This is a genomic window from uncultured Campylobacter sp., assembly GCF_937973075.1.
GTDB lineage: Bacteria > Campylobacterota > Campylobacteria > Campylobacterales > Campylobacteraceae > Campylobacter_B.
Map to the genome: position 1 here is coordinate 1 of NZ_CALBWL010000047.1, position 14,378 is coordinate 14,378.

The 14,378-nt window shown below is 49.7% G+C and carries 14 protein-coding genes and 1 pseudogene; 13 read left to right on the plus strand and 2 right to left on the minus strand.

Annotation, left to right across the window (positions count from 1 at the left end; genetic code table 11):
* The 8 genes and pseudogenes from Q0274_RS06160 to Q0274_RS06195 all read left to right on the plus strand — a co-directional run.
* A partial coding sequence (locus Q0274_RS06160; protein ID WP_367271916.1) for a tetratricopeptide repeat protein occupies nucleotides 1-1,027 on the plus strand: 1,027 nt, incomplete at its 5' end.
* The gene (rnhA, locus tag Q0274_RS06165) at nucleotides 1,005-1,427 is read left to right on the plus strand and encodes a ribonuclease HI (protein WP_297903163.1); all 423 of its coding nucleotides are present in this window, start codon (nucleotides 1,005-1,007) and stop codon (nucleotides 1,425-1,427) included. The genes Q0274_RS06160 and rnhA, both read left to right, overlap by 23 nt.
* Nucleotides 1,428-2,009: 582 nt before the next feature.
* Nucleotides 2,010-2,672 (plus strand): annotated as a pseudogene (gene rnc, locus Q0274_RS06170) (ribonuclease III); the annotation flags it as partial.
* A 233-nt stretch (nucleotides 2,673-2,905) separates the two neighbouring features.
* Nucleotides 2,906-4,021: a chorismate synthase gene (aroC, locus tag Q0274_RS06175; RefSeq protein ID WP_298028368.1), complete on the plus strand. Its 1,116-nt coding sequence runs from the start codon at nucleotides 2,906-2,908 to the stop codon at nucleotides 4,019-4,021.
* A gap of 129 nt (nucleotides 4,022-4,150) precedes the next feature.
* The gene (locus tag Q0274_RS06180; RefSeq protein WP_298028370.1) at nucleotides 4,151-5,458 is read left to right on the plus strand and encodes a hypothetical protein; all 1,308 of its coding nucleotides are present in this window, start codon (nucleotides 4,151-4,153) and stop codon (nucleotides 5,456-5,458) included.
* Entirely contained in the window at nucleotides 5,458-6,147 is a 690-nt protein-coding gene (locus tag Q0274_RS06185; protein ID WP_298028372.1) for a hypothetical protein, read from the plus strand. Before Q0274_RS06180 ends, Q0274_RS06185 begins: the two co-directional genes overlap by 1 nt.
* Nucleotides 6,148-6,219: 72 nt before the next feature.
* Nucleotides 6,220-6,834 (plus strand): hypothetical protein, encoded by a 615-nt coding sequence (locus tag Q0274_RS06190; RefSeq protein ID WP_005871467.1) that lies wholly within the window; start codon nucleotides 6,220-6,222, stop codon nucleotides 6,832-6,834.
* Between the two features lie 506 nt (nucleotides 6,835-7,340).
* Nucleotides 7,341-7,733: a hypothetical protein gene (locus Q0274_RS06195; protein ID WP_298028374.1), complete on the plus strand. Its 393-nt coding sequence runs from the start codon at nucleotides 7,341-7,343 to the stop codon at nucleotides 7,731-7,733.
* Nucleotides 7,734-8,310: 577 nt separating this feature from the next.
* On the opposite strand, the gene Q0274_RS06200 is transcribed toward Q0274_RS06195, so the two are convergent.
* The gene (locus Q0274_RS06200; RefSeq protein ID WP_298028376.1) at nucleotides 8,311-8,790 is read right to left on the minus strand and encodes a hypothetical protein; all 480 of its coding nucleotides are present in this window, start codon (nucleotides 8,788-8,790) and stop codon (nucleotides 8,311-8,313) included.
* Nucleotides 8,790-9,878 carry a methyltransferase gene (locus tag Q0274_RS06205; protein ID WP_298028377.1) on the minus strand — a complete coding sequence of 363 codons (1,089 nt, stop codon included), beginning with the start codon at nucleotides 9,876-9,878 and terminating at the stop codon, nucleotides 8,790-8,792. Before Q0274_RS06205 ends, Q0274_RS06200 begins: the two co-directional genes overlap by 1 nt.
* A gap of 203 nt (nucleotides 9,879-10,081) precedes the next feature.
* Between Q0274_RS06205 and Q0274_RS06210 the strand changes: the two genes are divergently transcribed.
* From Q0274_RS06210 to Q0274_RS06230, 5 genes are all read left to right on the plus strand, one after another.
* The gene (locus tag Q0274_RS06210) at nucleotides 10,082-11,089 is read left to right on the plus strand and encodes an AI-2E family transporter (protein ID WP_177387122.1); all 1,008 of its coding nucleotides are present in this window, start codon (nucleotides 10,082-10,084) and stop codon (nucleotides 11,087-11,089) included.
* Between the two features lie 101 nt (nucleotides 11,090-11,190).
* On the plus strand, nucleotides 11,191-11,550 hold the full coding sequence (locus Q0274_RS06215) for a nitrous oxide-stimulated promoter family protein (RefSeq protein WP_298028378.1): 360 nt from the start codon (nucleotides 11,191-11,193) through the stop codon (nucleotides 11,548-11,550).
* Nucleotides 11,551-11,804: 254 nt separating this feature from the next.
* Nucleotides 11,805-12,581, plus strand: a complete 777-nt coding sequence (locus Q0274_RS06220; protein WP_297897563.1) for a hypothetical protein — start codon at nucleotides 11,805-11,807, stop codon at nucleotides 12,579-12,581.
* An 81-nt stretch (nucleotides 12,582-12,662) separates the two neighbouring features.
* The gene (locus Q0274_RS06225) at nucleotides 12,663-13,208 is read left to right on the plus strand and encodes a molybdenum cofactor guanylyltransferase (protein WP_298028379.1); all 546 of its coding nucleotides are present in this window, start codon (nucleotides 12,663-12,665) and stop codon (nucleotides 13,206-13,208) included.
* On the plus strand, nucleotides 13,198-14,322 hold the full coding sequence (locus tag Q0274_RS06230) for a phospholipase A (protein WP_298028380.1): 1,125 nt from the start codon (nucleotides 13,198-13,200) through the stop codon (nucleotides 14,320-14,322). Before Q0274_RS06225 ends, Q0274_RS06230 begins: the two co-directional genes overlap by 11 nt.
* The last annotated feature ends 56 nt before the right edge of the window (nucleotides 14,323-14,378 follow it).

Consider the following 14,378-nt stretch of genomic DNA (forward strand, 5'->3'; position numbering starts at 1 on the left):
TTTGGATAATTTTTTCTTAGACGATCGCGACCCGATTTTCGGGCTTATCATGTTGATAAGCATAATCTTGCTAGTGTCGATTCTAAGCTACATTTGGGGAGTTTTTTCTAAAAAAAACGAGAGGCAGAGCCTAGAGAATTTCATCAAAAAATTTGACACCCTAGACGCGCTTAGCTCGGAGCACAGACAGCTTTTAGCAAGCCCGCAAATAGACATCCCGACGCTTGAAATTTTAGCTAGCTCTTTCGTCAAAAGCGGCGACTTCGAGCGCGCGATAGAAATTTATCTAATCGCGCTAAGTAAGGCTAGCGGCGGCGTACAGAGGGAGTTTATCCTCACCAATCTCGGTATCGTATATTTCAAAGCGGGCTTTTTGGGGCGCGCCGAAGAGGTGTTTTTGCAGGCGCTGAAGCTGCGCCCGAGAAACAAAGAGGCTCTTACGCATCTTACGGTGATTTATGAGCGGCTGAAGCGCTTTAATGAGGCGCTTGAGGTGCTTGACGCGCTACGCGAACAGGACGCCGAAGTATATGCTCAAAGCCAGTTCGAGCGCGCTCAAATCATCGCAAACGACGCCAATACGCCGTTTAATAAGAAGATCGCTAAAATTTCAAAGCTAAACTTCAAAGGCGCGGGGCGGTTCTGTATGGAGCTTTTTATCAAAAACAAAGAGCCTATGGAGGGTTTCGATCGCTTCCCGCCGATCGAGCAGGCGATCGATCTGATCTATGATTTCCCTGCGGCGGTAAACACGCAGGATGCGGAGTATAACGCCCTTTTTTACGCGCTCGGAAAAAGCGATCAAAAGCCGCAGAGCGCGAGTAAAATTTTTGAGATCAACGCGCTTATTGCTATGAAAGACGCGGGCTTTGAGGACGCGAGGCTTAGCTTTAGCTACACCTGCGCGAAGTGCAAAAGCTCGGTGGGGCTCTTCTCGCACCGCTGTCCGGTCTGCTACGAGCTAGGCAGTATGGAGATCAGAGCGCAAATTTCGGAGAAAACCGGTGAAATCGGTCAAACTTTTTAGCGACGGCAGTTGTCTCGGAAACCCTGGAGCGGGCGGCTGGGCTTACATACTGCAATATGGCGACGCGATAAAAAAGGCAAGCGGCGCAGAGGCGATGACGACCAATAATCAAATGGAGCTAACAGCCGCTATAATGGGGCTTAGCGCGCTTAAGCAGCCCTGCCGCGTCGAGCTTTTTACCGACAGCGAATATGTCGTTAAAGCGATAAATTCCTGGCTCGCAAAGTGGGTCGCTACCGATTTTAAGGGCAAAAAAAACGCGGATCTGTGGCGTAGATACCTTGCGGCGGCAGCGCCTCACGAGATCAAAGCCTCCTGGGTCAAGGGGCATGCGGGTCATCCGCAAAATGAGGAGTGCGATGCTATGGCTCGCGCGGCTGCAGAAGCGATAAAGGGCTAAAATTCTGCGGCAAAGCTTGTGGTTGCGCGGATTTGCCCGCGTTTACTTTGCACGCAGAGCCGCCTCGGCGTAAATTTTATCGCCCGAAGCCGGTTTTGACGCTTTCGTTCACGCAATCGAGCTCTTGTATTTGGGGGCAGGCGTGTTTTTGGCGTGGATTGTATGTGCAGCAAGTGGGCTTCGGCGCGGTTTAGCTTTGATACGTTCTATTCGTTCGCGTTTGCTCGCGCAAGCTCGCACTTATTTTGCGCACGGATTTGGTCTGTGGCGGACGAGCTTTGGTGAAGATTTTGTTAGCAGCGAGCAGGCTTTAGCGCTACCCTATTCGCGGCGAGCGCGTTTTTGGCGAAGATTAAATTTGCGGCAAGTGGGCTTCGGCGCGGTTTGCGTTAGAATTAGCAGGCTACGTTTAAATTTTATTCGCCTCAGATCGGCGACGGTGCGTTTCATTCGCCGCGTTAATGCAAATTTAGCGCAGATCCCGCTCGCGTTCGTTTCACTTGTGCGAGTTTTGTTCGCACCGGATGCCGTTTGCGTGCGGATCGCCGCGAATTTCGTAAAATTTTATAATAAAGGGCAAAGATGCAAAATTTAGAAAAACTACAAGAAAAACTGGGCTATAAATTTAAAAACCAGGCCCACCTCAAGATCGCTCTTACGCACAAAAGCGCCAAAAACGGGCACAACAACGAGAGGCTGGAATTTTTAGGCGATGCGGTGATGGATCTGATCGTGGGCGAGTATCTTTTCAAAAAATTTAGCAGCGATGAGGGCGATCTGAGCAAGCTGCGCGCCGCACTCGTGAACGAAAGTAGCTTTTCTAAATTTGCAAAATTTTTGGGCATCGGCGAGAACCTGAATATGTCGCTGTCTGAGGAGCGCAACGGCGGGCGCGAGAAGCCATCGCTGCTTTCGGACGCGTTTGAGGCGATAATGGGCGCCGTCTATCTCGAGAGCGGGCTGCAAAACACCGCCCGCATCGCGACTACAATCTTAGAAATCCTCTATCCGCGCATCAGCTTTAACGAGCTCGTTAAAGACTACAAAACCGCGCTGCAAGAGCTCACGCAGGCAAAATTCGGCGTCACGCCCGAATATGTTCTTTTAGGCTCGAGCGGCCCAGATCATAAAAAAAGCTTCGAAATGGCGGCGCTCGTAGGCGGCAAGCGGCTCTCCTCCGCCGTGGGAGCCAGCAAAAAAGAAGCAGAGCAAAAATGCGCGCAAATTGCGATCGAGCTTTTACAAAACGGCGCCTCACACGGCACTAGCGCGAAAAATAGTGAGCAAACGGCATGCGCCAGTGACGTACAAAGCGGCGCGAACTGCGCTCAGGACGGCAAAAAAGGCTCACGAGGCGGCAGCGGACGGGCGCATGGCTGCAAAAAGAGCGACCGCGCCGGCGCATCAGGCGGCACGCCGAGCGCTAAAAAAAGCAATGAGCGAAACGGGCGTGATACGGATAGACAAGGAGGCGCGCTATGAATACTTTCGGCGAGAGATTACGCCTTAGCACCTTCGGCGAGAGCCACGGCGCGGCGATCGGCGGCGTTTTGGACGGCTTTCCGGCTGGCGTGGCGATCGAGCCTTCAAATATCCAAAGCGAGCTTGACCGCCGCAAACCGGGCGGCAAATATGCTACGCCGCGCAAAGAAGCCGACGAGATCGAAATTTTAAGCGGAATTTTTGACGGTCGCAGCTCCGGCGCGGCGATCGGATTTATCATCCGCAACGCAAACCAGCATTCAAAGGACTACGAAAATCTCAAGGATATTTTCCGCCCCGCACACGCCGATTTTTCGTATTTTGCCAAATATGGACTGCGCGATTACCGAGGCGGCGGACGGGCAAGCGCGCGAGAAACCGCCGTGCGCGTGGCTGCGGGAGCGTTTGCGCAAATCCTGCTAAATCACTTTAAAATTTCCGTAAAAAGCGGAATCTGCGGCGTGGGCGAAATTTACGCGGGAAATTTAGACTTCGACTTTGCGCAAAACAGCGAGATTTTCGCGCTCGATCCCGCCGTAGAGGGCGCACAAAAGGAGTTAATTCTAAGCGTCAAAAATGCGGGCGATAGTATCGGCGGCTGCGTGCTAACGCGCGTCACGGGCGTGCCTGCTGGGCTCGGCGAGCCGCTGTACGGCAAGCTGGATGCGACGCTTGCGGGCGCGCTGATGGGCATAAACGGCGTAAAGGCAGTGCAGATCGGCGCCGGAGTGAAGGCAAGCACGCTAAAAGGCAGCGAAAATAACGATTTTATGCGCGCTAGCAAAAATTCGATCCACACCAACGGCGGCAAGATCGGCGCAAATTTCGCGAGCAACAACGCAGGCGGGATCTTAGGCGGCATAAGTAGCGGCGCGCCTATCGAGATAACGACGCATTTTAAGCCCACTCCGAGCATTTTCATGGCGCAGCATAGCGTGGACGTGCGCGGCGCAGACGCGATCTGCGAGCTGCGCGGGCGGCACGATCCGTGTATCGCCGTGCGCGGCAGCGTCGTAGCTACTGCAATGGCGCGGCTGGCGATCGCCGATGCGCTGCTGCTAAACGCGAGCGCGACGCTGGGGAATTTAAAGCGAATTTACGGCGAGGATTAAATTTAGACGCGCGGTCCCTTAAATTTCGCGAAATTTCATTAAATTTAAGGGCCGAGCGATGAAATCCCCGCGAGCTAGGCAGGCAAATTTTAAATTTACGCGGTAGGCTTATCGCGACAAGGAGGGCAAATGAGACTTGAGCGTATCGGCGAGGACTCGGCGCTGATTGCGCGCATAGAGGCGATCAACGTCGCAGCGTTCCCCGAAATCGAACGTATCAGCATAAAAAATTTCTTAAAAATGTCGCGTAAAGGACAGCTTGAAATCGCGGCGATTTTCGAGGATTTTACTGCCATGGGCGCCGGCGGCGTGCCCGATAAACACTACGCGGCGGCGAGCGAAAATTTATGCGTGGGATCGCAAGATCGCGGCGAAGCTAACCAAAATCGCAGTGCTGCGGGTAAAAATTATGATGCGGATAACTGCGGCGCGGCAGAATTCGCCTCTTTGAATTCCAAAAATCGCAGCGCGGTAGGTAAAAAATCCAGTGCGACGTGTGAAAAATCCAGCTTGGAAAGTAAAAATCCCAGCGCGGAGGCAAGCGGAAATTCAAGCGCGGCGGCGCAAAATTTAAGCGGCGAGGAACTGGTGGGATTTTTCGTCTATAGGACCGAGCAAACTTACAAGCGCGCGGTTTTGCACCACAAACAGCCGCCGCCTCGCCTAAATGTGGATAAAATTTTAAGATCCAAAGCCCATAGCGGCGCGGAATTCACCTGCGGCTCAGGATCTTTCGGTGCTGCGAGCGATGAAATTTCAGATTTAAGCGCTAACAACCGAGTTTTGGGCGCGGGCGTGGATCAAGGGCTAGTGAGCGATAATATAAAACGCGCGGACGGCGATTTAAAGCAGGCTAGTGCGGGAGAAATACTATGCCGCGGTGCCGCGACAGATAAAATTTCAAATGTGAGCGTGCACGACGAAATTTCACCGAGCGCTACGGAGAGCGAAATTTCGTCCGATGCCGCAAAGGGAAAGATTTTGTGCTACGATGAAAGCGGGATTTCGTGCCGCGATGAAAGTAAAATTTCGAGTTGCGAGAAGAGCGAACCCTCAAGCGGCAAGCAGAGCGAGATTTTTTACGTGGCTTACCTCGGCATCGATGCGAAATTTCGCGGGCTAGGGATCGGCTCAAGGCTGCTCGCTCTCATCGTCACGCAAAATCCGCGCGCGCAAATCGTCCTTGATGTCGAGCCACCGCACGAGGACGCGCCCAACCTCGCGCAGCGCCTACGCCGCATAGAATTCTACGGCAGGCACGGTTTTCGGCGCTGCGGCAAGTTTTTCAACTACGCGGGGCTAAGCTTCGAGATCCTTGCTAAACCGCCGCTAAGCGCGCCGCAGCAGGGATTTGACGTAGCGAGCTTCGTGAGATTTATCGGCGCGGGCAATAAATTTAGATTTAAAATCACCGACGCGCCGCTATACAAAAACTAATGCAAAAGCCCGAATTTAGCCTCATCTGCGATGATACATTTTATAGAATTTTCTCCGTCGCGATCCTTGCGTTTTTTTGCATTTTTATCTCTTTAGACATCGGCGGATCGGGGGAACTGTTTTACACGGACAGCCCGCTACGCTCGCAGCGAGCCAAGCCCAGCCTGACGATTGTTTTTATGTTTTTAGCGCTACTTTATCTGCGAAGCGGTAGCAAAGAGGCGGCGCGCGTGGAATTTGACGAGCTTAAAATATCCTTTCGCAGAGGGCTAGACAAATACGATCTTATGCTTGGATGCGTTGATCTGATAGAGCTGTCGCTCGGCTTCGTGCGGACGTTTCGCGTGCCGTTTATAAGCTACGAGCGGTTTTTGAAACTGCAAGAAATTTTAAAATTCTTGCTTCTTTTCGCATACGTCGCGGGCGTGTTTTTGACGATCAAATTCGGCTTTGCCGAGGCTGCGATCTATGCAGCGGCGGGCATTTTTGCGATTTTGATCGCTTCAAAGCTCGTAGTCGCGCGAAGGCTAGACGGACGAGTGGGGCTACGACTGCGCGACTGCCTGCTACTGCGCGGGAGGGACGATACGGGCGCGGCGGTATTTTTTTGCATCCGTCCTAGCCGCGCCGAGCGTGAGGCTTTACGCATATATTTCTTGAAAAATTTCAGCTACGACATTAAGGCGTGAAATTTTTCGGTTTTCAGCGTAAAATTTAGACCCGCGGGGTAGAATTACAAAAATTTTTACACGGAGCAAACAATGAAAAATTTCTTTCTAGCCGCAATAGTTTGCGCGCTTTTTAGCGGTTGCGCATACGAAGCGCAGTTTAATCAAAACGCCGATGTGGCGCCGTTTGATGACACTATAAGCGCGACTAACGCCATGCAAAGCGCGCTCATTTATATCCCTAGCGAGCTAATGGGGACGAAAAGCTACGCCGCAAGCTCGAAGCTAGGCAGAGACGATGAGCTTAAAATCGATGTCGGCGAGTTCGTCGCAGGCGAGGCAAAGCGCTTCTTTGGCACCTACCTAAGGCGCGTGAGCGTCACCGACGACGAAAAAGCGCTGCAAGGCAAAGGGCTCGTCATCGCACCCGAGCTTAGCTCATTCGGCTTTGGCTTTTACAGCTCCGACGGCATCGACGTTTCGGCAAAGCCCTATGTGCGCTACAATCTACGTCTAAAAATGTTTAAAAACGGAAAGCCGATCTACAACCAAAATATAGCCGTAAACGAGCGCAACTTCGGCGAGGAGGAATTCTTCGGCGGCGGTCAGGGCTCATACGCGCAGATCGGCGGGATCTTTCAAAAATCGATGGCGAATGACTACGCCGTGCACGCCAGAGAGATTTTGGACGTAATCAACGATAATTAATCGCGCTTACGCCTTTGTGCGTGGTAAGCGGCATCTGGTCGCTTATTTTTGCCCGCCGTCTTGTGGTAAAATTTGTCGCGGCGATCTTACGACACGCACTTGCGGATCGTCGCGCCTAAGCTCTATCTAGCGATAGGCTTTAAAGCTCTCATAGACGCGCTTTCTTGCGGGATTTACTAATCTACGGCATTAAATCCTTTTGATATCGAGTTTGTCGGTACTCTAAGCATCGAATTTATTTCGCAAGCTGAGTTAAATTCCGTAAAAATCGCGTTATGAAATTAACTTGGCAGCTCATATTTAAGTGCGGCGAGCCAATAAATTCCGCACCTTGACATACTGCCTAATTTCACTTTTCGGAGCCAAATTTTGTAAATAAATTTTTCACATTCTCTGCCCTGCTTGCATAAAATTCCATATTCGCGGCACCAAAAATTCGATCTAAATTTAAAGCACCGATTAATATTAATTTTTATATCATTACTAAATTTTTTAAGGAGAGAATTATGAAAAAGTTTTTATTGCTTCCGTTTGCTTTCGCGGCGCTTTTTGCAGCACCAAGCTGTGATAATGTTCAGCTCAAAGCAGTCGTGGAAGGTATCAATAAGAGTGCGCCGATGCGAGTCGACGAGATTACCACATTAACGGGTGCTGAGTGCAAGGATGGCAGCTTCATCTATAACTACGAGCTAAATGACGGCATGGGGATGAAATTTGACAGTGTCGGAAATGATCAAAAAACCATGATACAAAATGTCATAGATAGCCAAAATAAGCAAATTTTTTGCAATCAGATGAAGGTAATGCATCCGCTAATAAACAGCGCGATATGGAGCTATAAGATAAAAAGTGGCGAAGAATTTATAAGGGTAGAATTTAAGCCTAGCGACTGCAAGTAGCGCTTGTGCAGGATTTAAAATTTAGCGCGGCGCGAGCCTTTGCCTGCTCGCCCGCGCCGAATTCGCTTAAAATTTATCCGCTTCGCTTTTGATTTCGCCTGTGCAAAAGCAATGTGCTAAAATCTCTGCTTGGCTTTTACCGCGTCGCCGCGTATAGCATGACGCAGATCGGCGTGTATTTCGTCACCACAAAGCGCTAAAATGCGCGAGTCCTTTTTGAGCCGCGATCTAATTTCGTGCTAGGTTCTGCCAGCGGCGTTTTTCATTAAAATTTTACTATTTCACGCGGAATTATATCTGTGCAGCAGCGCAAACACCACGTAAAGCTTTAACGCGAAATTCTATAAGTTACGGAATTTTATTTGAAACAGCATCATAGATTTTGAGTTAAAATTTTAGGATTTATTGCGATGCTGCACTTGCTGCGATAAAATCTTGCTAAATTTTATCCGCGACCTGCTCACATAAAATTCTGCGTCAAACCATGAGCTTGCTTGCGAGCTTACAGGGGTGCCAACCGCCAACGCGCCGCCGCACAAAACGCGGCTAATCAAATGCCTCGCTTGGGTTTTAAAATTCACCGCGCACAACTGCTTTTATCCAGCGTGATTTTTATCGGCGGCAAGCCCTCTATCTCGTAATTTAACACCATCGTTTTGCCGAGCTCCCGCAGGCGCTGCGAAAATTCCGTGCTGCAAAAGCTGACCTTCGCCTTGGCAAACAGCATCTCTTTTAAAATTTCCGCATCGCCCGCGTCCAGCGCGCTAAGATCTAAATTCGGTGAGCTATTTAGCGCGTAATCGTATATAAAGCTACCCTCTTCGCATACGGCGCCTTTTAAAGTCGTAGCATCGTCGATCCTGCGCGGCGCGCCCTCGTTTATCCGCACTAGCGCATCTCGCACCTGCTTGCTTTCGCAGAAGTTTCGCTCTAGCTCGCCGCGTTGTTTCTCCGCATAAAATTCCATCGCCACATTTGCCAAAATTCCGATTCCAAAAAGCACTAGCAAAATTTTAATCGGCTTATTTAGCCGCGCGCTTAAGCTTTGCGCATCCATCAGCGCGCCCTTTCGCAGCATAACAGCGTGTGTCCGACGCCCAGCCCGTCGTGGATGCGTGAAATTTTAAGCCCGGCGCGCTGAGCAAATTTAACCATATCGTCCGAGTGATAAATTTTGCTATTGCCGTTTGCCATCGCGGCGAAATAGACGCTGATCTGCGTCATACTATACGCGGCGGTTTCGTAGCGCTGCCTGTCCCAAAACGGCTCTAAAATATAAAGCCGCGCCTGCTCGCTCATCGACTCCGCCGCGCGCGAGAGGATGCTTACGATCTGCTCCTCTGCAAAGCAGTCCAAAAACTGACTAAGCCAGATCGCGTCAAAGCCGCACGGAAAGCGCGTAGCGGGATCTAGCAGATCGGCCGCAAGCCCGTCTATGCGCTCTGCGCCCTGCGCGCCCGCGACGGCGTCTTTCATCATCGAAATTTGCCCCGCAAGATCCATTATCGTGACGCGCACATTTTCGTCGTAACCTACGCACCGCTTAGCAAAGCGCCCCGTGTTGCCGCCTACGTCTAAAATTTTATCTGTCTTGCGCGAGAAAATGATCTTTAACGCAGGCTCAAACGCCAAATCCGAATAAAAATGATCAAACGCGAGCCAGCTTTTGCACACGTGCGGCGGTAGATGTGAAAGCGCCTCGTAGATCGTAGCCCACTGCCCAAAAACCTTTAGCCCCTCTGGTTTGCCCGATTTTAGCGTCTCTTCGAGCCTAAATAGCCCCTCATAGCACACGTCGTGGATGAAGTCCATATCCACGCCGACGAGCTCGTCGGTGAGTAGAAAATACCCCGCCTTGCTGAGCCTAAATTTCTCGCCGCACAGCAGCACCGTGCCGATGCTAAGCGAACTTTCCAAAAGCAGCTTTACGGCGTATTCGCTAAGCGAGAGCTTCTTCGCGATCTCACTTATGCTTAGCCCGCCCTCCACCTCATGAAGCGCGCTTAAAATTCCAAATTTTTTCATCAGCCTACTTACCTGAAAAACTACGGGTGCAAAGGCGATCTCATTCGCCGTCCGCTGCGCCTCGCCCGCGCTTTGACGCTCGGCGCCGTAGCGGTCTAAAAGCTGTTTGGGAAGTTTCATTTTTAATCCTGCTTATGTAAATTTCGCAAAATTTTAGCAAAAAATTCTAACTTTTCTCGCGTACGCTAAGAATTTGCGCGTATCTTAGAATTTTGCGATGAAATTTTAAAATTCCGTCTTAAAATTTATGGAATTTTAGTTAAAATCCTTTCATCAAAATTTCGCGTAAAAGCTCTGCGAAAATGTCAAATTTAGGAGAATCCTTGAAGCTTCAAATGTCCTTGATGTCGGTTGCTTGCGTCATAATCATCCTGGCTGGTCTTAAAGCCGCGCAGGCTATCGTCGTGCCATTTTTGCTAGCTATTTTCATCACGGTGCTCGTCTCGCCGCTGGTGCTTTATGTCCAAAAGATCCGCGTCGGGCGCGTTTTTAGTTTCCTCATCATCACCTTTGCCTTTGTGGCGATTATAGTGTTTTTCGGCGCAGTCATCTTCGATGCGATCAAGGAATTTTCAGCGCGCCTACCCGAGCTTCAAGCAAAATTTGAAGAGGTGCTAGGAGGCGTGAGCGCAAAGCTCTCTCGATTCGGCATAGAGCTTAACGCCGCAAGCCTAGGCATCGATCCGAGCGAAGCCGCCGCACAGCTATCTGCACTACTGCGCAAAACAGGCTCGATAGTCTCGACGGGATTTTTCATTTTTATAATGGTTTCATTTATGGTCTTTGAAAGCTCCGTGATCGACGAGAAAATCCGCTATTTTTCGCAAAGTAGCCGCGCTACGCACACCTTCGTAAAAAAATTCGCCTCTAGCCTCAAAAAATATCTACTAATCAAAACTATCGCTTCTGCTTGCACCGGTGCGCTCATCGGGCTCGGGCTGTGGGCTCTTGGTGTTCCATATGCCGCGCTGTGGGGGATTTTAGCTTTCGTGCTAAATTTCATTCCTACGATAGGCTCGATCGTAGCGGTCTTTCCGACGCTTTTCGTGACGCTAGCTACGATGGATATAAGCTCTAGCATCTGGACTATTGCAATCTATTTGGTCGTAAACGTAGCGATCGGAAATATCATCGAGCCACGATTTTTAGGGCAAGGGCTCGGGCTTTCAACGATCAGCGTACTTGCAGGGCTACTACTGTGGGGCTTCGTGCTTGGTATCGGCGGGCTATTTTTGGCTGTGCCGCTTACGATGAGCTTGCAAATCGCGCTTGCCTCAAATGACAAAACACGCTTCATTGCGACTCTATTAAGCAACAAGGTCGAAAGATAAAGCGAAATTCCGCGGAATTTTAAAATTCTATAAATTTTAGCTTGAGCGCGCTCAAGAGTATTTTTGTCTCTTTTAGATAAAATCCGCCCAAAGGATCAAATATGACGAGCGAGAAATTTATTTACGAAGTAAACACGGTGACGAAATTTATCCAAATTTACTGCGATGGCAAGCATGCGGATGCGCCTAAAAAAGACGGTGCCGTGCTTCATGACTACAAAGACGATAAGGGGCTAGTGCAAACGCAGTTTCATCTCTGTAGCGACTGCGAGCGGATGCTGCGTTACGCCTACGCGCGCCTTGGTGCCTGCCCGCATACCGAAAAGCCGCGCTGTCACCACTGCCCACATCCGTGCTACGAGCGCGAAATGTGGGTAAATATGGCTAAGATGATGAAATATAGCGGCATGAAGCTTGGGCTTACGAAGATCAAAAAGCTTTTTTCGTTTAAAAAAAGCTAACTTGCGTGGGCAATTTAGTTAAAGTTTGCGGGTAAAATTTATCTCTGCAAACCCGTTTCATCTCTACACAAAAAAGTATAAAAAAGCAGCGTGAGAACAAGCACAAAAAAGATATAAAAATCAATCAAAATGCTAAATCTTAGCGCGTAAAATTTTACCTTGCAAACACAAATCCTCCGCAATCCTTGATAATAAATAATTAAATTTGAGTTTATAGTTTTAAGTTAGAATTGTGCCCAATCAAAGGAGAAAATATGAAGGTCATTACCATCGCGGTCGTTAACGGCAGGGTCGTAAACGAAAAGGAATTAATCGCGTCCATCGCCGATTATGACGATTTTACCGCGGTTGCCGAACAACTCCGCAAAGGGCTGAAATCGAGGTATTTTACATCTAGAGAGCATGCGAGGATCTACAAAAAAATCAGCGTCGAGACGGGCTTTAGGCGCGTGCGATTCGACTACAAACCTTATAAAGATAAAATTTCAAACCTTATCGCCGAGGGCTACACCGTCAAGGCGATCCTAAAAAAGATCGGCGAGGAGGACGAAGCGTTCAAAAACGCCGTTACTGCGCCCGGGCTTACGCACTTCATCTCCGTGACGTTCAAAGATGAAAAAACAAGACTTCGCGCAACCGCAAAAAAAAGCGAAGATTTCTTATACGCATATCGCTTCGAGATCAAGAAAATGCACTTCCAAGGCGTTAGCAATAAAGAAATTTTAAAATATATGAAAGCTCATTACGAAAAGGATTTTGCCAAAGTAAGTGAGCGCGATCTAGCTGCTTTTATCGAGGCAAACGCGGTGCTGGATACCGACCGCAAACTCTCGCTGTATAAAAAGCCGAGCCTTTACGATCCGCATTTTAGCGAGATTATGAAGCTTTACGCAAGCGGTATGCGAGTCTATGACATCTGGAAGACGCTTAAAGCCAAATACCCCGAGCTAGCCAAGCTTCAGGCGCCGAGCCTTTATCAGTTCATCGCAAACAACGCCCTTGGCAAAGCTAAATATATGCAAAAAGACTGATATGCCCGCGCTTCTTTCAAATTTTACTTTCAAATTTAAAATTTCGCCGCGATAAAATCAATGAAAGCCGGTGAAATTTCTATGAAAACCTGCGTCATTCTCTGCGGCGGCAAAAGCTCGCGTTTCGGCAGCGACAAAACGCTGTTTCCATTTCGCGGGCATCCCAGCATGACGCACTTTCTTTTTTCGCGCTTAAGCCGCGAGTTTGAGCGGGTTTTCGCCTGCGCCAAAAGCTCTAAATTTAACCCGCCGCTTCCTATGATCTACGACGAATTTGAGGAATTTTCGCCGATAGGCGCGCTGTATTCGGCGCTAAAGCCGTTTAGCGCCGAGCGCATTTTTATCATCCCCGCCGACATGCCCTTTGTAGAAATTTCCACCATTCGCGCGCTTAGCGAGCAAGAGGGGCAAATTTGCGTGGCGGGCGACGAGACGCACAGACATAGCTTGTGCGGATTTTTTGACGCAGCTCTCGCGCCACGCGCGCTTGAGCTCTACCGCGCGAAAGAGCACAAGATCGGTGCGCTCATCGGATCTGCAAATTCCAAAGTGTTAAATTTCAAAAACAAAGAGCAGTTTTTAAATATAAATTATCAAAACGATTTAAAGGGCGTAGATGAAATTTAAAGCTTTAGCGTTCGCGCTTTGCGCCATAAGCCTAGCCGCGCAAGATCTATCCGAGCTATACGCAAAGGCTAGCGAATACGAGGCCAAGGGCGATTACAAAAACGCGATGATCTATTACAAAAAGATCGCCGCGGCAAGTCTAACGGAAAGCGACGAAAAGTCGCGCCGAAATTCAGCAAAAAATTCTATCGTGTCCGCACAAACTCCCGCTTCACGCGACGATATCGCCATTTTAAACTCCGCTGAGTCGCAAAATTCTTTCGCACAAAATTCCGCCGCGCCGAAACCCACTTCGTCAAATTTCGCAGACGCAAACTCGGCTGCGTCAGACTCCGCGTCAAATTTAGAATCATCAAATTTCGCCTCGCTCTCGCAGAATTCCACTGTGTCAAATTCCGCGCCACAAGGCGAGCAAAATGGTCGAAATTTTGGATTTTTAGGGCTTAAATACTACGAGCCGATCTATATGCTCTTTACCCACGATTTTAGCAAAAAACCCGATCGTAAGGCGGATGAGCTGCATTTTGAGTTTAGCTTCGAGCGCCCGATCACATACGACGCGCTGGGGCTTGGAGAGAAAATTTCATTCGCTTACGCGCAAAATTCCTGGTGGCAGATCACGCAGGATAGCGCCCCCTTTCGCGAAAGCAACTATCGCCCCGAGCTATACGTTAGCGCGCCGGTGCCGTTTGCGGACGAGCTAAAGATAGGCGCCATGCATGAGTCAAACGGCAAGGGCGACGAGGAATCGCGCTCATGGAATAGGCTCTACGCCCAAAGCACGTGGAGCGCGGACGGATTTTCGATCACCCCCAGAGCATGGTATGCGTTTTGGCTAGACCGCACGAACGAGGACATCGCGGATTATATGGGCTACGGCGATCTGCGCGCGTCATACACCTTCGGCAAGCAGCGACTTAGTGCTCTATGGCGAAACAACCTACATTTTGATGGCAGCAACCGCGGCGCGATCGAGCTGAACTACAGCTTCCCGATCTTTAACAGCGGGTTTTACGGCTATCTGCGCTACTTTAACGGCTATGGCGAGAGCCTCGCGGATTACAAACGCAGCGTCAATAAGATCGGTATCGGGCTTTCTTTCGTGGAATTTTAATGCCATCTGCACCGAGTTGCGAGCTAAATTTGAACTCACGACTCGTTGTGCGTCTT